The organism is Romboutsia sedimentorum, assembly GCF_030131845.1.
In the GTDB taxonomy this organism is placed as follows: domain Bacteria; phylum Bacillota; class Clostridia; order Peptostreptococcales; family Peptostreptococcaceae; genus Romboutsia_D; species Romboutsia_D sedimentorum.
Map to the genome: position 1 here is coordinate 189695 of NZ_JASKYM010000001.1, position 20493 is coordinate 210187.

At 28.4% G+C, this 20493-nt stretch carries 20 protein-coding genes; 1 reads left to right on the plus strand and 19 read right to left on the minus strand.

Annotated elements, in window-relative coordinates; genetic code table 11:
* Positions 1 to 11: 11 nt before the first annotated feature.
* The 14 genes from QOZ84_RS00975 to QOZ84_RS01040 form a co-directional block, all read right to left on the minus strand.
* Positions 12 to 944 carry a transketolase family protein gene (locus QOZ84_RS00975; protein WP_334305572.1) on the minus strand — a complete coding sequence of 311 codons (933 nt, stop codon included), beginning with the start codon at positions 942 to 944 and terminating at the stop codon, positions 12 to 14.
* Positions 941 to 1768: a transketolase gene (locus QOZ84_RS00980; RefSeq protein ID WP_284131091.1), complete on the minus strand. Its 828-nt coding sequence runs from the start codon at positions 1766 to 1768 to the stop codon at positions 941 to 943. Before QOZ84_RS00980 ends, QOZ84_RS00975 begins: the two co-directional genes overlap by 4 nt.
* Positions 1769 to 1857: 89 nt before the next feature.
* Positions 1858 to 3150, minus strand: coding sequence for a NupC/NupG family nucleoside CNT transporter (locus tag QOZ84_RS00985; protein WP_284131092.1), 1293 nt, complete (start codon positions 3148 to 3150; stop codon positions 1858 to 1860).
* Between the two features lie 90 nt (positions 3151 to 3240).
* Positions 3241 to 4062 (minus strand): purine-nucleoside phosphorylase, encoded by an 822-nt coding sequence (locus tag QOZ84_RS00990; RefSeq protein ID WP_284131093.1) that lies wholly within the window; start codon positions 4060 to 4062, stop codon positions 3241 to 3243.
* Between the two features lie 19 nt (positions 4063 to 4081).
* Positions 4082 to 5281 (minus strand): phosphopentomutase, encoded by a 1200-nt coding sequence (locus tag QOZ84_RS00995; protein WP_284131094.1) that lies wholly within the window; start codon positions 5279 to 5281, stop codon positions 4082 to 4084.
* A 2-nt stretch (positions 5282 to 5283) separates the two neighbouring features.
* On the minus strand, positions 5284 to 5949 hold the full coding sequence (deoC, locus tag QOZ84_RS01000; protein WP_284131095.1) for a deoxyribose-phosphate aldolase: 666 nt from the start codon (positions 5947 to 5949) through the stop codon (positions 5284 to 5286).
* A gap of 28 nt (positions 5950 to 5977) precedes the next feature.
* Positions 5978 to 7279 carry a pyrimidine-nucleoside phosphorylase gene (locus tag QOZ84_RS01005; RefSeq protein ID WP_284131096.1) on the minus strand — a complete coding sequence of 434 codons (1302 nt, stop codon included), beginning with the start codon at positions 7277 to 7279 and terminating at the stop codon, positions 5978 to 5980.
* Positions 7280 to 7299: 20 nt separating this feature from the next.
* A complete protein-coding gene (locus tag QOZ84_RS01010) occupies positions 7300 to 8373 on the minus strand; it encodes a BMP family ABC transporter substrate-binding protein (protein ID WP_284131097.1) in 1074 nt (357 codons plus the stop codon).
* Between the two features lie 215 nt (positions 8374 to 8588).
* Entirely contained in the window at positions 8589 to 9359 is a 771-nt protein-coding gene (locus tag QOZ84_RS01015) for a response regulator transcription factor (protein ID WP_284131098.1), read from the minus strand.
* Positions 9360 to 9370: 11 nt separating this feature from the next.
* Positions 9371 to 11101, minus strand: a complete 1731-nt coding sequence (locus QOZ84_RS01020; RefSeq protein ID WP_284131099.1) for a sensor histidine kinase — start codon at positions 11099 to 11101, stop codon at positions 9371 to 9373.
* Positions 11102 to 11249: 148 nt separating this feature from the next.
* Complete coding sequence (dut, locus tag QOZ84_RS01025) at positions 11250 to 11714, minus strand: dUTP diphosphatase (protein WP_284131100.1); 465 nt, start codon at positions 11712 to 11714, stop codon at positions 11250 to 11252.
* Positions 11715 to 11729: 15 nt separating this feature from the next.
* Positions 11730 to 12233 (minus strand): anaerobic ribonucleoside-triphosphate reductase activating protein, encoded by a 504-nt coding sequence (gene nrdG / locus QOZ84_RS01030; RefSeq protein ID WP_284131101.1) that lies wholly within the window; start codon positions 12231 to 12233, stop codon positions 11730 to 11732.
* An 18-nt stretch (positions 12234 to 12251) separates the two neighbouring features.
* Positions 12252 to 14381: an anaerobic ribonucleoside-triphosphate reductase gene (nrdD, locus tag QOZ84_RS01035; RefSeq protein ID WP_284131102.1), complete on the minus strand. Its 2130-nt coding sequence runs from the start codon at positions 14379 to 14381 to the stop codon at positions 12252 to 12254.
* Between the two features lie 321 nt (positions 14382 to 14702).
* Positions 14703 to 14840, minus strand: a complete 138-nt coding sequence (locus QOZ84_RS01040) for a DUF4177 domain-containing protein (protein ID WP_284131103.1) — start codon at positions 14838 to 14840, stop codon at positions 14703 to 14705.
* 220 nt (positions 14841 to 15060) lie between these two features.
* On the opposite strand from QOZ84_RS01040, the gene QOZ84_RS01045 reads away from it, so the two are divergent.
* Positions 15061 to 15825, plus strand: a complete 765-nt coding sequence (locus tag QOZ84_RS01045) for a hypothetical protein (protein WP_284131104.1) — start codon at positions 15061 to 15063, stop codon at positions 15823 to 15825.
* Between the two features lie 49 nt (positions 15826 to 15874).
* On the opposite strand, the gene QOZ84_RS01050 is transcribed toward QOZ84_RS01045, so the two are convergent.
* The 5 genes from QOZ84_RS01050 to QOZ84_RS01070 all read right to left on the minus strand — a co-directional run bounded on the left by QOZ84_RS01050 (position 15875) and on the right by QOZ84_RS01070 (position 20168).
* Positions 15875 to 16081 carry a helix-turn-helix domain-containing protein gene (locus QOZ84_RS01050; RefSeq protein WP_284131105.1) on the minus strand — a complete coding sequence of 69 codons (207 nt, stop codon included), beginning with the start codon at positions 16079 to 16081 and terminating at the stop codon, positions 15875 to 15877.
* 14 nt (positions 16082 to 16095) lie between these two features.
* Complete coding sequence (locus QOZ84_RS01055) at positions 16096 to 16605, minus strand: DUF2975 domain-containing protein (RefSeq protein ID WP_284131106.1); 510 nt, start codon at positions 16603 to 16605, stop codon at positions 16096 to 16098.
* Between the two features lie 232 nt (positions 16606 to 16837).
* Positions 16838 to 18883 (minus strand): ABC transporter permease subunit/CPBP intramembrane protease, encoded by a 2046-nt coding sequence (locus QOZ84_RS01060; protein ID WP_284131107.1) that lies wholly within the window; start codon positions 18881 to 18883, stop codon positions 16838 to 16840.
* Entirely contained in the window at positions 18873 to 19667 is a 795-nt protein-coding gene (locus QOZ84_RS01065) for an ABC transporter ATP-binding protein (protein ID WP_284131108.1), read from the minus strand. The genes QOZ84_RS01060 and QOZ84_RS01065 overlap by 11 nt, the downstream gene beginning before the upstream one ends.
* Before the next feature lie 213 nt (positions 19668 to 19880).
* A complete protein-coding gene (locus tag QOZ84_RS01070; protein ID WP_331496496.1) occupies positions 19881 to 20168 on the minus strand; it encodes a GNAT family N-acetyltransferase in 288 nt (95 codons plus the stop codon).
* Positions 20169 to 20493: the final 325 nt, after the last annotated feature.

Consider the following 20493-nt stretch of genomic DNA (forward strand, 5'->3'; position numbering starts at 1 on the left):
TTAAATGTTTATTATTTTTGTAAATTTGTTTTTATTATATTAACTATATTTTCACTACTTAATCCATGCTTTTCTAATAATTGTGCTGGTGTTGCTGACTCTCCAAATACATCATTTATTCCTAACTTGATAACTTTAGTAGGAACTGTTTCAGATGTAACACTTGCTACTATTTGACCTAATCCACCTATTACAGAATGCTCTTCACAAGTTAATATAAACTTAGTTTCTTTAGCTGCTTTTTCTATAATTGCTCTATCTATTGGTTTTATAGTAGGCATATGTATAAGTCTTACATTTATTCCTTGTTCTTTAAGAGTTTCACAAGCATTCTTTGCCATAGCACTCATAAGTCCAGTAGATATTATAGTGCAGTCATCTCCTTCTTTTAAACATACACCTTTACCATATTCAAACTTATAATCATCTCCAAATATATCTTCACTATTAAGTCTTCCAAGTCTTATATATACAGGTCCTACATGCTTTGCAGCATATTTTATTATTTCATTAGTTTCTTTTGCATCAGCTGGCACTAATACACTCATATTTGGAAGTGAATTCATTATTGCTATATCTTCTATAGATTGATGAGATCCACCGTCTTCTCCTACTGTTATACCTGCATGAGTTGCTGCTATTTTAACATTAGCTTTTGGATAACATATAGAGTTTCTTATTATTTCAAATGCTCTGCCAGTTGCAAATACTGCGAAAGTACTAGCAAATGGTACTTTACCGTATCTTGCAAGTCCTGCACCCATTCCTAAAAGATTTTGTTCAGCTATTCCTGCATTTATAAATCTATTTGGGTATTCTTTTGCAAAATCTGCTGTCTTTGTAGATTTTGAAAGGTCTGCATCTAATACTACTATATTTTCATTTTCTTTTCCTAATTCAACTAATGCCTTTCCATATGCTTCTCTTGTTGCTAATCCCATTATAAGCACCCCTTTCTCATGTTCTCTAATTCATTTAAAGCTAAATCTCTTTGCTCTATGCTTGGTGCACTTCCATGCCATCCTGCATTATTTTCCATAAAAGATACTCCCTTACCTTTTACAGTGTTAGCTATTATAACTGTTGGTTTTTGCTTTATTTCTTTTACACTTTGTAGCGCTTTTTCTATTTGTTTAAAATCATGCCCGTCTATAGTTATTACATTCCATCCAAAACTTTCGAATTTTTTGTCTAGTGGTTTTATTCCCATTACATCTTCATTATTTCCGTCGATTTGTAATTTGTTGTAATCTACAAATGCTACTAAGTTGTCTAATTTATAATGAGCTGCACTCATTAAAGCTTCCCAAACTAAACCTTCTTGTAATTCTCCATCACCTAAAAGTGTATATATTGTAGAATTAGCATTATCAATTTTTGCACCGATTGCAACTCCTACTGCATTTGATATACCTTGTCCTAGAGAACCTGTTGATACATCAATTGCTTTTATTTTTTTACTATCTGGATGCCCTTGTAGTTTAGATCCTAATTTTCTTAAAGTCATTAATTCTTTTTCTTCTATAAATCCTGCTTCACTTAATGTTGCATATAAAACTGGTGCTGCATGACCTTTACTAAGTATAAAATAATCTCTTTCTTTGCTATCTAAGTTATCCTTATTTATATTCATTTCTTTAAAATATAAATATGTAAGTATTTCTACACCTGATAAAGATCCACCTGGATGACCTGATTTAGATTCTGTTATCATTGTTACTATGTTTTTTCTTATATTTATAGCATGACTTTGTAATTGTTTATACATATAAACTTCTCCTTTAATAATCTAACTTTGCTCACATATTTTTTATATATGAGCAAAATTATTTTAGTTTTATTTATAATAATTATTACCTATAGAGCTACTATTAAGCCTACTATTAAAGCACTTAATAAACTTACAGCAAATCCACCTAGCATTCCTCTAAATGCAAGTTTTGCTAGTTGATTTCTTTTTTCTGGACAAAATACTGATATTCCTGATATACATATACCCATACTTGATATATTTGCAAATCCTGTTAAAGATATTGCCATCATAAGTCCAGTTCTATAATCCAATCCTTTTAATATTTGCCCTAGTTGACCAAATGCAACAAACTCATTTAATACTAATTTACTTCCAAGTAATTGACTAGCTGTTAATATATGTTCCTTTGGTACTCCCATTAATAATCCTATAGGTGCAAATACATATGATAGTATTTGTTCTAAAGATAATCCAACTACCCCTAATATACCATTAACTAATGCAACTAAAGATATTATAGCTATAAGAGATGCACCTATTCCAAGTGCCATGTTAAGTCCATCATTAGCTCCTTGTGATATAGCAGCTATAAGGTTCTCATTATCTCCTTTGTTATCTATTGTTACTTCGTCAGTAGCAACACTTGTCATTGCACATTCTGCAGATGCTAGTGAAGCACTTGTACCATCATTTGATACTGTAACTTGAGAAACTGCATGTACTTTCTCTGGCAGTACAAGCTTTGATACTACTATACTACCTAGAGGTACTAATGATCCTCCTATTAAAAGGTATTCCATAGGTATGCCAAGTCCTGCATACCCCATAAGTACTGTTGCAGACATACTTCCCATACCAGATATTAAAACTAACATTATTTCACTCTCGGTCATACCTCTTAAATACTTTGATACAAGTATTGGTGATTCAGTTTGACCTAAAAACATATTAGCAACGGCTACAAAACTTTCTACTTTACTAGTTCCAAGTATGTTTCCTATCACTCCACCTATTCCCTTAACTACAAATCCTATGATTCCAAGATAATAAAGCGCAGCTACTAAAGCTGATATAAATATTATATTTCCTAATACTTGTATTCCAAATATCATTCCTGTTGGAGCTCCTGCATCAGCTAGCGGTCCAAATATAAAAGTTAAACCTTGTGAACCATAATTTAATACTTTAGTTACAACATCTGATACTTTTTGTAATGCCATTCTTCCAAGTGGGAATTTGACTAATAAAAATGCTAAAGCAACCTGAATTACTAAGGCTTTTAATATCATTTTTTTATTAACTTCTTTTTTGTTAGATGATAACAAATATAACGTTCCTAATAACAGTACTATACCTAATATATTTAATGCTATTGATGCTATTGATGTTTTTGACATTTCTTCACCCTCAATTTTCATATAATGATTTAATTAATTGTGCTAGTTTAATTAACTAGCGCAGTTAATTAGGTTTATTTTTTTAAATTATTATATTTTATTAACTATACTTTTTACTAAACTTAAGAATTGTTGTTTTACTCTTTGTGTAGTTTCTATTACTTCTTCATGATTTAGTGGTTGGTCTAATATTCCTGCTGCCATATTAGTTATACAAGATATCCCTACTACTTTTAATCCACTATGAGAAGCGACTATTACCTCTGGTGCTGTAGACATTCCTACGGCATCCGCCCCCATTATTCTAGCCATTTTAACTTCTGAAGGAGTTTCATATGTAGGCCCTGTAAAGAACGCATATACACCCTCTTTTACGTTAATGTCTAATTCTTTCGCGCATTTTCTTGCAAGATTTATATACTCTGGAGTATATGCACTAGACATATCTGGGAATCTTGGCCCTAATCTATTATCATTTGCTCCTATCAGAGGATTAGTTCCCCCTAAGTTTAAATGATCATTTATTATCATTAAATCCCCCGGTTTGAAAGATTTATTTGCTCCACCAGCCGCATTAGTTACAAATACTGTTTCTACTCCTAGTGCTTTCATAACTCTTACTGGGAAAGTTGTTTCTTGCATAGCATATCCTTCATAAAAATGGAATCTTCCTTGCATAGCTACTACGTTCTTTCCTTCTAATTGTCCTATAACTAATTGACCCTTATGACCTTCTACTGTTGATACTGGGAAATTAGGTATTTTATCATAGCTTATTTCTACTGCATTTTCTATTTCGTCTCCTAAAACACCAAGCCCTGATCCTAGTATAAGACCAATTGTAGGTTTTATATTAGTTTTTGATTTTATGTAATTTGCACTTTCTACTATTTTATTAAATAAATTTTCCATATTTTCCACCTCATATTTATTATTGTATTTTATCTAAAAACGATTTCCCGATTTCGAAATTGTAATTATCTTTTTCTTCATTAAAGTTATCTAATATAGTTATACCTAAGTCTGCCATACTTTTTAATGTTGGTATTTCTTTTGGTTTAGTTAATGATTTACTATAAGCTAATACAGGTACATACTCTCTAGTATGATCAGTGCCTTTAAAAGTAGGGTCATTACCATGGTCTGCTGTTATTATCAAAAGATCATCTTCTTTAAGTTTTTCGATAAGAATTCCTAATTGAGAATCAAATTTCTCTAATGCTCCCTTATATCCTTTAGCATCTCTTCTGTGCCCATATAATGCATCAAAATCTACTAAATTTAAGAATATTAAACCTCTGTGAGATCCCTCTTTTGCAATCTCTATAGTTTTATTCATTCCATCTTCATTACTCTTTGTTTTTATACTCTTTGTTATTCCTTGATAAGAGTATATATCTCCTATTTTACCAATACCAACTACATTTAAATCTTTCTCACAAAGTGCATCTAAAATTGTTTTAGTTGGTGGCTTTAGAGCATAGTCTTTTCTATTTGAAGTTCTTGTAAAGTTTTCTTTATTAGTTCCAATAAACGGTCTTGCTATTATCCTACAAACTTTATATTCTTCTTTTAAAGTAATTTTTCTTGCTATTTCACAAACTCTATATAATTCTTCAAGTGGTATTATCTCTTCATTAGCAGCTATTTGTAAAACGCTATCCGCAGATGTATAAAGTATTAAGCTTTTAGTTTGTATATGCTCTTGTCCTAAGTTTTTTATTATTTCTGTACCTGATGCTGAAATATTTCCTATAAATTTATGGCCAGTCTCTTTTTCAAGCTCATCTATAAGTTCCTTTGGAAATCCTGTGTCTGTAAATACTTTAAAAGGCTTTTTTATAAGTATTCCAGACATTTCCCAGTGGCCTGTTATTGTATCTTTCCCTTTAGATAACTCCCCACATTTAGTAGTATATGCTATTTGATTATCCGTAGGTTTAACACCTTCTATACTTGCTATATTACCTAGACCCATTCTTTGTAGGTTAGGAAGGCTAAGCCCTCCTGTTGATTTTGCTATATTGCAAAGAGTATTAGCGCCTAAATCGCCATACTCTTTTGCATCTTCTAGTTCACCTATGCCTACTGAGTCTAATACAGTTAAAAATACTCTATTAAACTTTTTCATTTTTAGTACCCCGCTACTTCTTCATTATTTATCATTTTTATTATTGAGCTTGTTCCAAGTCTTGAAGATCCTATTTTTATAAACTCTCTAGCTGTATCAAGATCTTTGATTCCACCTGCTGCTTTTATTAAAACGTCTTTACCTATATTTTCTTTAAATAATGCTAAATCTTTAGCTGTTGCTCCACCAGTACTAAATCCTGTAGAAGTTTTTATAAAATCAGCTTTTGCATTAGTTACACATTTGCACATTTCAATTTTTTCTTCTTCATTTAAAACACAAGTTTCTATTATAACTTTTAATATTTTTTTTCCACAAGCTTCTTTTATAGATTTTATCTCTTTTGTTATTTCTTCAAATTTATTTTCTTTTAGCATACCTAAGTTTATTACCATATCTATTTCATCTGCACCATTTTGTATAGCATCTTTAGTTTCAAATACTTTTACAGCAGTAGTGTTGTATCCATTTGGGAATCCTATTACTGTACAAACTTGCATTTTATCTCCTACAAATTCTTTAGCTTTTTTTACAAATGATGGTGGTATACATACAGATGCTACTTCATATTTCATTGCATCTTCACATATTACTTTTATATCTTCCCAAGTAGCTGTTTGTTTTAATAAAGTGTGGTCTACTGTACTTAAAATTGTTTTGTTATCCATAACTAATCTCCTAAGTCTTTATATTTAATTATATTATTTTATGTATTATAGAAGCTTTTTCTGGTTTTTCAGCTTTTATCGCATAAGCACTTTGTAATTCTTCTTCAGCTTTTTCAAATTTATCTTCATCACTTGAATATAGAGTTGCTAATACGTCTCCTACTTTTACATAGTCTCCTATTTTCTTCTCTAATATTATTCCAGCTCCGTAGTCTAATTCATCGTCTTTTGTATGTCTTCCAGCTCCAGTAAGTAAAGATGACACTCCAACACTTTCTGCATTTAATTCATATACATATCCTTCTTTAGTTGCCTTAACTTTATGAGTTAAAGGTGCTATTTCAAATAACTCTGAATTATCTATAACACTTGGATCTCCATCTTGAAGAACTACTAATTGTCTTAACTTAGCTAAAGCACTTCCGTCTTTTAATATTCCTTCTAACTTAGCTCTTCCTTTTTCAACATCTGTTTCTATATTTCCAAGCATAAGCATTTGTGCTCCTAACTGTAAGCATAATTCTCTTAAATCATCTGGTCCTTCACCTTTTAATATCTCTATAACTTCTTTTATTTCAAGTGCGTTTCCTATTGCATATCCTAATGGTTCTCCATTTAATGTTATTGCAGCAGATGTATTTCTTCCTACACTCTTACCTATGTTTACCATAGCAGTTGCTAATTTTTCAGCATCTTTTGCTGTTTTCATGAATGCACCTTCACCATACTTAACATCTAGTACTATTGCATCTGCTCCTGATGCTATTTTTTTACTCATTATACTTGCAGCTATTAAAGGTATACTATCTACTGTTGCTGTAACATCTCTTAATGCGTATATTTTTTTATCTGCTGGAACTAAGTTTTGAGTTTGACCTGCTATAACTAATCCTGCGTTTTCAACCATATCTTTAAATTTATCTTCTTTAACAGATATATTAAATCCTGGTATAGATTCTAATTTATCTAATGTTCCACCTGTGTGACCTAATCCTCTACCTGATAATTTAGCAACCTTACCACCTGCTGCTGCAACCATTGGTACTAATATAAGAGATGTTTTATCTCCAACCCCTCCAGTACTATGCTTATCAAGTTTTACTCCATCTATCATACTTAAATCTACAACATCTCCTGAATTTACCATAGCCATTGTAAGATTTGCTGTTTCTTCTGTAGTGAATCCATTTAAATATATTGCCATTAATAATGCAGATGCTTGATAATCAGGTATTTCGCCATTAGTATATTTTTCTATAAAAAATTCTATTTCTTCTTTAGATAATTCTTTTTTGTCTCTTTTTTTAGATATAATATCGTATAGTCTCATTTTAATTTTCCCCTTATCTTTTAGCTTTTATATTTATTATTTATAATCCATGTATCTAACCCTTCATAAGTTGAAGGTATTACAATCTCTTTATTTATTACAGATGTTTTTATTTTTTCTACAGTTTCAATTATTTTTGAATCTATTTTTACATTAGATCCTTCTATTTCATAACCAATAACGTTTTCTTTAAGACCAAGCTTATGTACCCCTGGGCTCCATGTATAATTTTTGATGCCCTCTATCTCTTTATAAATTATTTCATTTGCGTATCTAGTTGCTGTTGATACTATGTAATCTGGGTCAAAAAAATTTTGATTCCCATCAACTCCAAAAGCATATCTATCAGCTTCTTTTGCCGCTGCAAAAACTCCAAATCCTGATTCTCCTGCTAGTTGTTGAATGTATTGTGCTCCTTTTTTATACATTAGGAGTGCAATTTCTTTTGCCTTTGCTGGGTTTGAAAAATCATCAACTACAGCTACCATTGTTTTAATATCAGGATTTATATATCTAACTCCAGCTTCAAATCCAATAGCACCTTGTCTTAAATGCTCTAAATCTTTACCTAATATAACTCCTACCACTGGTTTATTTTTTTCTTGTTTTGAATTATTTGTAATAGATAGCCCTGCTATAACTCCATTTAAAAACGTTTGCTCAGACCAACTTGTACATATAGAGCTCACATTTGGCAACTCTATATTAGAATCTATCAATGTGAATTTTTGATTTGGAAATTCTTTTGAAATTTTAATTATTGCCTTTTCTTGTTCTCCTCCAACTGAGATGATAAGATCATACTGTTTAGTCTTTGCATATTCTCTTCCTAGTGTTTCATAGTCATCTTTGGTTTTCGATTGACAATAATCAAATTCAATTCCAAGTTTTTCTTGTGCCTTTAAGATACCGTCATAGCATAAATCATTAAATGCTTTATCTCCTAATCCAGCTTCATTAAAAATAATTCCAACTCTTATGAGTTCCTTATTCTTAACTTCAAATCTATTTTGATTATATTTGTCCAAACAAGCAATTACTATAATTAATACCAGCGTAATTAATAGCATTATTTTTTTATTCTTTAATGTCATTATTTGCCTCCTATGTCTATACATAGCAAAGTAGCCAATTTGTTAATTATTTTCTTCTGCTTTACTAATATTATATTTGATTAAACGTTTTCATTCCATGTACACTATTGATAAGTAATATAATAATATTGATATTTTTAGCCTTATAAAACTCATAATTATGAAAAATATTGATATTTTTGAATTATTTTGACATATTATAGGTTTTTTAACTTTTAATATCGATCTTCCTCTGGAGATATACCTTTATGTTTTTTATATGTTTTTGAAAAATATCCTGGATTGCTATATCCTACCTCTATTGCTATTTGAGATATTTTCATATCTGTATTTTTAATAAGATATTGTGCTTTTATCATTCTATAATTGGTAAGATAAGTACTAAAATTTTCTCCTACTTCTTCTTTAAATAACCTTGAAAAGTATTCATGCGATAAATATACTTGTTTTGATATATGATTTAAGGATATATGTTCTTTATAATTTGATTCTATATATTCCATAGCTTTTCTTATTGCCTTTGAATACTTATTTTCATTGCTATCTATTTGCAAATCACTTTCTTTAGTACAAAGGTTCTCTTGTTGCTTTATTATCAGGTCTTTACTCTCTTTTATAGTTTCATAAATTTTGCTAAGAACTTCATTTAGCTCTTTCGGTCTTATATCTGACTTTATTAAATATTCATAAACCCCACAGCTTATAGCTTCTTTAGCGTAAGAAAACTCTGCATAGTTAGTCAACAGTATAATAAAAACATCTGGAATTATTTTTTTAACTTCTCTACTAAATGTTATTCCATCCATAATAGGCATTTTTATGTCACTTATAATAACTTGCGGTTTTAGCTTTTGTGCTAATTCATATGCTTCTTTTCCGTTTGTTGCACTAGCTAATACATTAAAATCTTTAGAAATATTTGAAATAGTATATACTATCCAATCTCTTATAGGTGCTTCATCTTCTACTACTAATATATCTAACATACGTCCTCCCTCTAGTTAGGTAGTATAAAAGTCACTTTAGTTCCTCTACCTTCTATACTGTCTATTTCTAAGCCATAATTTATTCCATAATTTAGTACAATTCTTTCATGTACATTTATAACTCCTACTCTGTTTACACTTGCTTCTTTTTTTAATACACTTTCTACTTTATCCTTAGACATACCTATCCCATTGTCATTTATTATGATTCTTATTCCCTCTTGTGTTTTATATCCAGCCAAACTTATTCTCCCTTTGTTGTTTTCTTTTTCCATACTATATAAAATAGCGTTTTCTACAATTGGTTGTAATATGAAAGAAGGTACATTAAAATCATTTATTTCATCATCTATTTCATAAGTAATCTCAAAACAATCAGGATATCTCATTTTTTGAAGTTCCACATAATTTTTAATGTTTTCTATTTCATCTTCTAATCTAATCATTTCACTAGATTTTGGTAGTATACTTCTTAATAATTTTGTGAATCTATAAAGCATTTCTTCTGCTTGTTCAGTTTTATTCATAGATATTAAAAATCTTATTCCACTTAAAGTATTATAAAGAAAGTGAGGATTTATTTGAGCTTGTAGAAAGCTTAATTCTGCTACTCGTTTTTGCTTTTCATATTTTTTTATATTTTCAATTGAAGAGTCAAGCCACATTACCATGCTGTTAAATGATTTTTGTAACTGACCTATTTCATCACTTCTATCTACATCTACTTTGGCTTTTAAATCACCATACATTACTTTATCCATTTTATTTTTTATCTCAATAATTGGTTTTGTTATCCATACAGAAAGTGTATAACTAATTATTAATGCTATGATACTTACTAATACTATTATAAATACAGTGCTATTAACTACTTGATTTGATACTTGTTTCATAATATTTAGAGGTACTTCTTGTATTATGCTCCATCCATATTCATCAATATTAGATATGATTTCCATATTGTTTTTAGTAACACTATAATTATCGCTATTTTGTTTTATAACATGCTGATAATTAGTTCCTATCAATCGTTTATCTTTGCTAGATATTATTTTTTCATTTGAATCAACTATATAAATAGATGTTCCATAGTCTAGCATATCTGAATATCTATCATAGAGCATAGTCTCACTTATATCCATTATTAATATGCCTAGTGTTTCATTAGTTATTAAATCTTTTATAAGTCTACCCATTTTAAATATATTTTTGTATGGTCCTATACCATTTTCATCTTTATATGTATTTATAAGTACTGTTTTTCCATTAGCTTTTACAATTTCATCATACCATTTTTTATTTTTTATATTTTTAGTATCGTATTTAGTTTTAGAATATGTACTATAAGTTAGTCCATTTTCACCAATTATGTATAGTTCTGGTTTCATATTAAATTTGCCATACTTCCAAACTTGATCAACTAGCAATCCTTCTACATATGAGTTTTTTTCTTTGATAATATCTTTATCACTTTTAAATTCGCTCTCTGGGGTCGATAAAATATCTGTTAACCTATTATCTACTACAATATTGTCCCCTATAGTTTCTACATTTGATAATAATATTGAAATATTGTTACCAACTTCTTTTAAAACTTGGCTTCTCATTTCATACATTTCTTTTTGTATTATTTTATTAGTATCATTTATTACCCAAATACCGATTAGTCCTGATATTAATAATATAAGTACAAATATTATTACAAATAATTTCATAGTAATACTATTTCTTCTTATTTTCATCACCTTCCTACATTTGTTCATTTTTTAATGATATCAATTATTAAATAAATTGTAAATTTTTATTTTACATAGGTTTTGGATTTTTTTACAAATAAAATCCCCAAAGAAATTCTACTCTTGGGGATTTTTATAATATATATATAAATTATTATTTCGTTTCTAGAGTTGTTCCAGTAGAACCAAATCCACCTTCTCCTCTAACTGTAGTGCTTACTTCTTTTACTTCTTTAAAAGTGCAATAGAAAACTTTTCTTAAAACACCTTGTGCTAATTTAGTATGCTTTGGTATAGTTATTTCAAAGTCTTCTTCATTTTTAAACATTATACCTACTTCGCCTCTATAATCCATATCTACAGTTCCCTCAAAAACTGTTATATCTGCATTATTTCCTGAAGTTGTTGGAACACCTTTTACAGTTATTCCTGATTTGTTTTTTATTTGAATTCCCCATCCTATTGGTGTTTCAAATATTAAACCAGTTTTAGCTACAGCTTTTTTCCCAGGTGCTACAGTTATTTCTTCACATGTAAATAAATCAAACCCACTATCACTATCATGCGCGAATTTTGGTAATACAGCATCTTCACTTGTTCTTTTTACGTTAATTATCATTATTAATTTCTCCTCTTAACCGATCTCATACAATATTATATCATTTTGCTTCAAAGATTTATTTACATCTATAACTCTTTGATTTGAAGAGCCCCTTAACATAATGGCTAGGCTTTTTTTATCTTCCTCAAATTTCCCGTCAACTAATACATCTATATATTTTAATATTTCCTTTTGAATTTCATTAAAATTTTCTACTGTATATCCAGTCCATAAATATATTTTTTTATCAGGATAATATTTTTTAAATTCTTTACAAAGATTTATTACACCTTCTACATTTTGAGAACATAAAGGCTCTCCACCTAATATAGACAAATCTCTTTTTATCTTGTTTTTATCTATACTATCTAAAATATACTTTAAATCATCTTTTGTAAACTCTTTTTCAATATTAAAATCCCAAGTTTCACTATTAAAACAGCCTCTACAATGATGTGGACATCCTTGTGTCCAAAGAGACATAGTTATTCCAAGGCCATTGGCTATGTCATTATCTTTTATCTTAGAAAACCTCAATATAATCCACTCCTAATCTTATAGATGTAACACTCTTTGTGCAATTTCTTGAGTACGTCCTTTTCCCCACATACTAGAACCAATATAACCACAAGTTCTTCTCATAACTTGCATTTCTTCTTTCTTTTGATTTCCACAGTTTGGACAATGCCACTCTAAGTTTTCATCTAAAGTTATTTCGCCTTCATATCCACATTTAAAGCAAACGTCTGGCTTAGTGTTTATTTCAGCATATTGTATGTTGTGGTAAATAAAGTTTATTATTTGTTCTACTGCTGATAAGTTTTTACTCATATCAGGAACTTCTATATAACTAATGCATCCACCTAAAGATATATCATGGAATTGCGATTCAAATTTTAATTTTTCAAATGCATCTATTTCTTCACAAACATGAACATGATAAGAATTTGTATAATACATTCTATCGGTTACATTTTCTATTTCTCCGAATTTTTGCTTATCTATTCTACAGAATCTTGAAGTTAAACTCTCACCTGGAGTTCCGTATAATCCAAATCCAAGTCCACTTTCTTTTTTCCATTTTTCACATGTGTTGTTTAAGTGATTCATTACTTTTAAAGCAAGTTCTTCACCTTCTTTAGTAGTATGTGAAATTCCAAGCATTGCTTGTGTCATTTCATATATTCCTACATATCCTAGTGAAAGTGTTGAATATCCATCTTTTAAAAGGGAATCTATCTTTTCACCTTTTTGAAGTCTAGCTATTCCACCATGTTGCCAATGTATTGGAGATATATCTGATGTTGTTCCAAGTAAAAGATTATGTCTAACCATTAAGGCCTCTTTACAAAGTTCTAATCTCTCTTCTAATATTTCCCAAAACTTTTCCATATCTTTATCTGCAGTTAAAGCTACTTGTACTAAATTTAAAGAAATTACGCCTTGATTAAATCTTCCATACCATTTATAATTTCCAAATTCATCCTTATATGGAGATAAATGACTACGACATCCCATTGGAGGGAACGTATTTCCTTCATAATTTTTTTTCATTATCTTAGCACTTTGATAATCCGGTACTAATCGCTTAGTATTACAAACTGCACACAGTCTTGTAATATAGTCATATTTTCCGCCTTCTAAGCAGTTATGTTCATCAAGTAAGTAAACTAACTTAGGGAACTCTTCTCCTATTACTTGTCCCTTATAGTTTTTCATACCTTCTAGTCTTTGTTTTATCATTTCTTCACATATTAAAGCCATTTCTCTTTCATACTCATTACCTTCTTCAATTTCTAGGTAAATTGTTGAAAATGGACTTTGACCATTAGAAGTGTGAAGTGTTGATAATTGATATCTAATAGTTTGTATTCCCGATTTTAATTCTTCAAGCATTCTATCTTCTGCTAATTCATGAGATACCTCTTTTGAATACTTTTCAATATATTTATTAAAATATTTTTCATACGATACTTTTAAGAAAGGTGCTATATGCTTTATAGTTATAGAGTTTCCACCGTATTGACCACTAGCAATTTGTGCTATTATCTGTGTAACTATAGTACAAGCTGTTGAAAATGATTTAGGTGACTCTACTAATTTATTATTTATTACTGTTCCATTGTTTAACATATCTTGTAAGTTTATTAGCATGCAGTTGTGAATTGGTTGCATTGCATAGTCCATATCATGGTAATGAAGTACTCCCTCATCATGTGCATGTACTATATGTGCAGGTATTGTTTTTCTTCTCGCTATATCTTTTGATACTTCTCCAGCTACTAAATCTCTTTGAGTTGAAGCTAGTACACCATTTTTATTAGAATTTTCATTTAAAACATCTTCATTACTTTTATCTAATAGTCCTATTATACTATCATCAGTAGTGTTTATTTCTCTTTTAAACGATTGTACTGCTCTATATCCTTCATAAGCCTTTGCTGTTAATTCATGTCTATATCTTATTAATTTTTCATATACCATGTTTTCTATTTGGCACACAGTTGGTGAAGATTGATTTTCTAGGCAGTTAATTTCTATCTTATCAGATATTTTTTGTGCCACATCTTCTTCATATATTCCACTTCCATATTTCATAGCTTTTAATATAGCCTCTTTAATTTTATCTTTGTCAAACTCAGCAACACTATTATCTCTTTTTATCACGTTTAATTTTTTAACCATAATGTTTCTCCTTCTTTAATATATTATATACACTAAAATTTTAATTTTTTTGGAATTTCATGTAAAAATATATCATATTTATCTCTAAAAGCTATTGACTTTTTTAATTTTATTTATTCAGTTTTTAAAGATTAAATTACTATATGTAGTAGTACAACGATTATTTTATACTATATATAGTAGACTATCAAGGTTTTTTTAAGAGCACAAAATATATTTTTTTGTCAATACTTGAATAAGGTTTTCACAGTTTTATTTTTACAGTTTTTCTTTTAAAAAACAAAAGTCAGTAAGAATTTTATTTTTACTGACTAGCTTTTTTTATTTAATAACTCTTTTGAAATAATGCCAATTATTCCAAACACAAATCAATTCCCAACCTTCTTTTCCATAGTTATTTAAACTATCAGATACTTCCTCAGGTTTACCCCATATTGAAACATATTTATACTCGTACATATTAATAATAACTCCCCCTTAAATTAAAGTAGTTATTATTTTATATTTTAGCTTAGCTTGTCTTTATACATATTAATTTATTAAATAGCTAATATTACTTATAATATATTTAAAAAGTGTCTTTTTTTTATACTCTTAATATAATTATTATTAACACTAATTTTATAAATATCATAATATAACCTAGCGTTAAAAACTTAATAAATTAGGAGGTAATTAAATGACAATTCCTGCCACAAAATCAATTCTAGATGTTAAATCAGGTAATATAATAAGTCAATACTCAAAAGATAAAATTGTTCTTTTGGGCATATATACTTCTGATAATGACCCGTATCCAAAGGAAATAGAAATTCTATTAACCCCAGAAGACGAGAACTTAGCCCCTATATCAACTATTTTTCCATATAGTGGATCTTATCTGCAACTATTCATAGCAAATTTTACTGGAGACAATAAATCTGAAATAATGGTTAGAGGTATACTTGAAGGTATTGGTAATTATGATATTGCGGTAGTTTATAAACATGAAAATAATAAATTAATAGAAATATTTGATCAAGGTAAGTTCTGTGAGCGTAATGTTTGTATTGCTAACTACTTTGATGATTACAAAGTCTTTATAAATTATGATACAAAAAAATATTCAATAGATTTATCATCAAGACCACGAGAATATCTAGACCAAATATATTCTCCATCAGGTATTGTTAATGTAAGTGATAGTCCAACGATAGGCGACCCAAGTTCGGTTTATCCAATAAAGCAAGTGACTAATACTTACTATAACCTTATGGTAAAGCAAAAGGTTATTGGCCTATCAGATTCAGATATTTTAGGTGTAATTCAAACTTTAGTAAAATTAACAGGTTCTAAATGCGAAAATGTTTATAAAGGTTTATTATTATTTCCACATCCAACTAATCATAATAACAAAAGACAATATAAAAATAATTTCATAAAAAAGAAAACTAATATAACTTAAAAATATACTTATTTTATTTCAAATAAAAAAGGAGTCTTATTTAGACTCCTTAATCTTTTACATATTCTAATATATCTCCGGGTTGACAATCTAATATTTCACATAACTTCTCAAGTGTTGAAAATCGAACTGCTTTTGCTTTATTATTTTTTAAAATTGATAAATTAGCCATAGTTATTCCCATTTTTTGAGAAAGTTCAGTTGAACTAATTTTCCTCTTGGCCATCATTACATCTACGTTTACTATAATTGGCATGATAAATTTCCTTTCTATATTGTCTTATCATTCTCATCTTTTATTTCAATGGCAGTTTCTAAGAGATTTGCCAGTATTAAGCATAAGAATCCTATAAAAACAGCTATAAAACTTACTAAAAAAATTGGTGTTATATAACTAATTGGTAAATATAAAAACTCACTATAAAATGCTGTAAAGTTTTTCACGTATAATACACACCCTATAAACAATATTACTTCAGTAAATGTGCATATAGCAATACTTTTTAAAGATTTAATGTTTTCTATTGAAAACGGATTATTATTTTTAACAAACTTAGAAACATTTTTTAATTTAAATAAAGCTATAACATAAGGAACTGCACATATGTATATACAAGCATAAGTAATCATTACTATATTATTTTCACCTGATAATATTTGGAATCTACTTTTAAAATATGCAGTTGTAACAAGCGGTGTAGCTAAAAGTGCTAACAATGTAAGTACTATGCCTACTATTACAATAGAATGTAGAATTTTAGAAATCTTATTTTTTTTCATCTTTTCACCTCGTAATTATTTTTTTATTATCATTATAGCATAAATATTTATTGTTTAGAAATAAATATTTATTTTTATTTTATAAATAATCATTTTATTAATTATCTACATCAAAAAAATTCCCCTTAGTTTTAAGGGGAATCTTAATTTTATTCTTTTATTAACTTTAACACAACTTGTTGTAGAGGAACTATTGCACTAGTATTCCATTCTTGTATAATATACTTAACCTTTAAATAGCACTCTCTGATTTTTCAAGTTTAGTCTTTTTAAATAAATACAAGCTTATTATTAAGAGTATTATACTAATAGCAAGAAGACCTATAAATGTTAAAACATTTAAGTTAGGATTAAAGATAGTTAGGTTTTCTACTGACTTTATTAATGTATTTTTAGGATAGTGCATTGCAAGAACTACTAATCCATTATTTATAAAATGCATAAGCATTGATACAAAAATAGATTCTGATTTATAAACTGCAAATGCAAAACTTATTCCAAGTATTGCTGTTGGTATTATTCTTATAAAGTCTATATGCATAAATCCAAATAATATCGCACTTCCTATGATAGCCATCTTTACACCTTTTTTACTTTTGAAAGATGTAAAAATAAATCCTCTAAATAACATTTCTTCACATATAGCAGGCATAAGAGCTATTACAATCAAGTTTATCAAAAACTTTTCTTGATATAGGGCATTATTTAAATTTTCTATTATCTCCATATTTTGCGGGAATACATGTAGCAATATCTGAGAACTTAAATTAACTAAAATATATGCACTACCCCAAAGTAATATTGCGCCTATAATATGTTTTATTTTAGGTATCTTTATACTAAATATTTTCTTAAAATCTAATTTTATATAATATGCAAAAATTAATGGCAATCCTATTATCATAATTTGAGTAATTGCTAATCCACCTAATCCAAGCTTCATTTGAACTATAGAACCAACGTATATAAGAAGTACTAAACTTATTGCATATAAAATTACACCATCACTTACACTTGGCATATTTCCTTTTTTAATGTTTGATCTTTTTTCTAAGAATGAAAAACTTGCTTTATTTCCAAATAATATTTCTTCTGAATCAAACATTTTAGATAAAAGCATTACTGATAAAATAACAAAAGCAATATTTGAAACTAAAACTAAAGCTACTAATCCTAAATCGCTCTTAAAAGATAATACGCTCTTTATAAGTAGCGATATGTTTACTACTGGTATTGTTGCTGTAAATTTATCTAATTCTATATTTGGTACCATTGATACATAAGATGGTATCATAACTAATAACATTATTGGTGTCATATAATTTTGTGCATCTTTAAAACTTTTTGCTAATGAACATACGCACATACTTATCGCTGATACAACCATTGCAAATATACAAACACATATTATAGTTATTATAATTGGGAAAATCAACTTATTTAAGTCTAAACTTCCAACTCCTAGTTCCGAAGCTGCTAGACCACTAGTTGTAACTAAATAAATCAAAGTAAGTGCTATTGATAATAAGTTGAAAATTGCAGTTACAATGGCGCTAAATGATACTGCCATATATTTACCCATAACAAGTTCTAAGTTTGATATAGGAAGTGTTAAAAGAGTTTCTAGAGTCCCTCTTTCTTTTTCCCCTGCCATAACATCTATTGCAGGATATATAGCTCCTAGCAATATCCCAATTATTAAAATAAACGGAAGTATTTGACCTAACATATGACCTGCTAATTCTTCATTTTTAGCAATATCTATATTTTTATAAACTATAGGCTCTAATGTTTGTTTTACGTCTAATCCTTTTTCTTTTAAATTTTCATTTATTTTTTCTTGTTTATAATCTTCAAAAACTTTCTCAATTCTCTGTATTGCTGTATTTGAATCTGATACTGATGAATTTGTGTATATATTATATTTTTTGTTATCTTCTTTTACTTCTATGTAAGCAACTATACTTTCATCATTTATTGCTTTTTTATAATCTTTAACTTTTACTATTTTTAGTTTTCCACTTTTTTCTTTTTCATTTTTTTGATCATTATCATTAATCATAGATACTAACTGTGAGTCTGCATTTCCTTTTATTGCTATTGGTAATTCTTTCTCATTCATGCTATTTGTAGACATCGTCATAACTTGAGTAAGTAAAATCATCATAATTGGATATAAAATAACGGGAAGAATTATCATCATAAAAAGTGTTTTTTTATCTCTTAATATGTCTAGCATTTCTTTTTTGAAAATATATTTAACTATTTTACTTCTCATAAAGCTCTCCTCCTTTACTAGCAAGGCTTATAAAAGCATCTCTTAAATTTGTTGTTTGAGTGTCTTCTTTTAATTTTTGTGAAGTACCATTTGCTATTATTTTACCTTCATGTATCATTAATATTTTGTCACATAATGTTTCTGCTTCTTCCATATAATGAGTTGAGTAAATGACAGTTTTTCCTTTTTTCTTTTCATTTTTCATAAACTCTATTATTGATTGACTACTAATTACGTCTAACCCTAGAGTTGGTTCATCAAATATATATACTTTTGGTGAATGTATAAGGCATCTAGCTATTGATGTGCGTTGTGTTTGTCCTGTTGATAAATTTTCAATTCTATTGTCTATAAAGTTTTTCATATCCATTACTTCACTTACGTCTTCTATGCTTTGTTTTAATTTTTCACTTGGCATTTCATATAAATTTCCAAATGTAGTTAAAAGCTCTCTTGGTGAAATTCTACCATATAATTTAGTGTTTCCTGATAAGTATCCTATCTCGCATTTTGCAGCATTTTTATCAATAGAATAATCATGATTTGCAATTTTAATATTACCGCTACTTGGAGTAAGTATTCCTGCTAGCATTCTAAGTAATGTTGTTTTTCCTGCTCCATTTGGACCTAATATTCCTAATATTTTTCCTTGCTTAACAGAAAATGAAATATTATCAACAGCCAAAAAGTCTTCTTTTTTAGTTTTTAATTTTTTTATTTTCTTGTTGCTTTCGTCTTTTACTACCCTAGTAAAGGATTTACATAAATTATTTACCTCTATCATTTTAATCCCCCTTTTATATTTTAAACTTTAGTATTGTCAAAAGTTGTATATATTTTATCATACTTTTCTATATATTGTTAAAAAATGGATTCAAATGTGCTTTTGATATGGCTATGATTTGTTTTTAAATTCACGATAGTGCTACATTTTAATATTTTATGTCCCGTTACCGTGAAAAAGTATACATTCTTTTTATTTTAATCTTTGATAAAATTAATCTATAAATGCGCTTGAATACTCTACTATACCGCTAACATTTTTTAGCTTACCTTCCTTTAGCTCAATAGCCATAAATACTTCATCTGGCACTTCAAAAGGTGCTTTTATCCCAAATTTGCTAGCTACTTCAAATCCAAACTTAGGATAATAGTTTTCATGTCCTAAAACTACAACACTTTCAAACCCCATTTCTTTGGCTTTATTTAGTGCTTTTTCTATAAGTGCTTTACCTATTTTCATACCTTGAAACTTTGGCGAAACAGACACTGGAGCTAGTGCCAAAGAATCAAATGAATTATTACTATTTTTTATTTTTATGTGTTTTTTATCTATACACGCTAAGAATATAATATATATTTTAAAGTATTATTACAATGCCTTTAGATAAGTAATTATATAACTCCCTATATTATTTATAACTTATAAACAAACTATTATTTTTATTCTATCCTATAGATTCAAACATTACTGAATAAATCCTTAATTACACTTAAAGAATGTTTTACTATACGAAGTATAAATAACTTAAATAAACCTAGTGACAATTTATAAATTAAGTTGACATACAATACTATACGCCGTATAGTATTGTATATAGTAATATTAT

Coding starts and splice junctions, on each gene's coding strand:
- QOZ84_RS00980 (WP_284131091.1), bottom strand. CDS start 1,768: ATGTATAAACAATTACAAAGTCATGCTATAAATATAAGAAAAAACATA.
- dut (WP_284131100.1), bottom strand. CDS start 11,714: ATGATAATTAACGTAAAAAGAACAAGTGAAGATGCTGTATTACCAAAA.
- QOZ84_RS00985 (WP_284131092.1), bottom strand. CDS start 3,150: ATGTCAAAAACATCAATAGCATCAATAGCATTAAATATATTAGGTATA.
- QOZ84_RS01020 (WP_284131099.1), bottom strand. CDS start 11,101: ATGAAAATAAGAAGAAATAGTATTACTATGAAATTATTTGTAATAATA.
- QOZ84_RS01050 (WP_284131105.1), bottom strand. CDS start 16,081: ATGCCAATTATAGTAAACGTAGATGTAATGATGGCCAAGAGGAAAATT.
- QOZ84_RS01060 (WP_284131107.1), bottom strand. CDS start 18,883: ATGAGAAGTAAAATAGTTAAATATATTTTCAAAAAAGAAATGCTAGAC.
- QOZ84_RS00995 (WP_284131094.1), bottom strand. CDS start 5,281: ATGAAAAAGTTTAATAGAGTATTTTTAACTGTATTAGACTCAGTAGGC.
- nrdD (WP_284131102.1), bottom strand. CDS start 14,381: ATGGTTAAAAAATTAAACGTGATAAAAAGAGATAATAGTGTTGCTGAG.
- QOZ84_RS01040 (WP_284131103.1), bottom strand. CDS start 14,840: ATGTACGAGTATAAATATGTTTCAATATGGGGTAAACCTGAGGAAGTA.
- QOZ84_RS00990 (WP_284131093.1), bottom strand. CDS start 4,062: ATGGAAAATTTATTTAATAAAATAGTAGAAAGTGCAAATTACATAAAA.
- QOZ84_RS01015 (WP_284131098.1), bottom strand. CDS start 9,359: ATGTTAGATATATTAGTAGTAGAAGATGAAGCACCTATAAGAGATTGG.
- QOZ84_RS01045 (WP_284131104.1), top strand. CDS start 15,061: ATGACAATTCCTGCCACAAAATCAATTCTAGATGTTAAATCAGGTAAT.
- QOZ84_RS01010 (WP_284131097.1), bottom strand. CDS start 8,373: ATGACATTAAAGAATAAAAAAATAATGCTATTAATTACGCTGGTATTA.
- QOZ84_RS01005 (WP_284131096.1), bottom strand. CDS start 7,279: ATGAGACTATACGATATTATATCTAAAAAAAGAGACAAAAAAGAATTA.
- QOZ84_RS01055 (WP_284131106.1), bottom strand. CDS start 16,605: ATGAAAAAAAATAAGATTTCTAAAATTCTACATTCTATTGTAATAGTA.
- QOZ84_RS01065 (WP_284131108.1), bottom strand. CDS start 19,667: ATGATAGAGGTAAATAATTTATGTAAATCCTTTACTAGGGTAGTAAAA.
- deoC (WP_284131095.1), bottom strand. CDS start 5,949: ATGGATAACAAAACAATTTTAAGTACAGTAGACCACACTTTATTAAAA.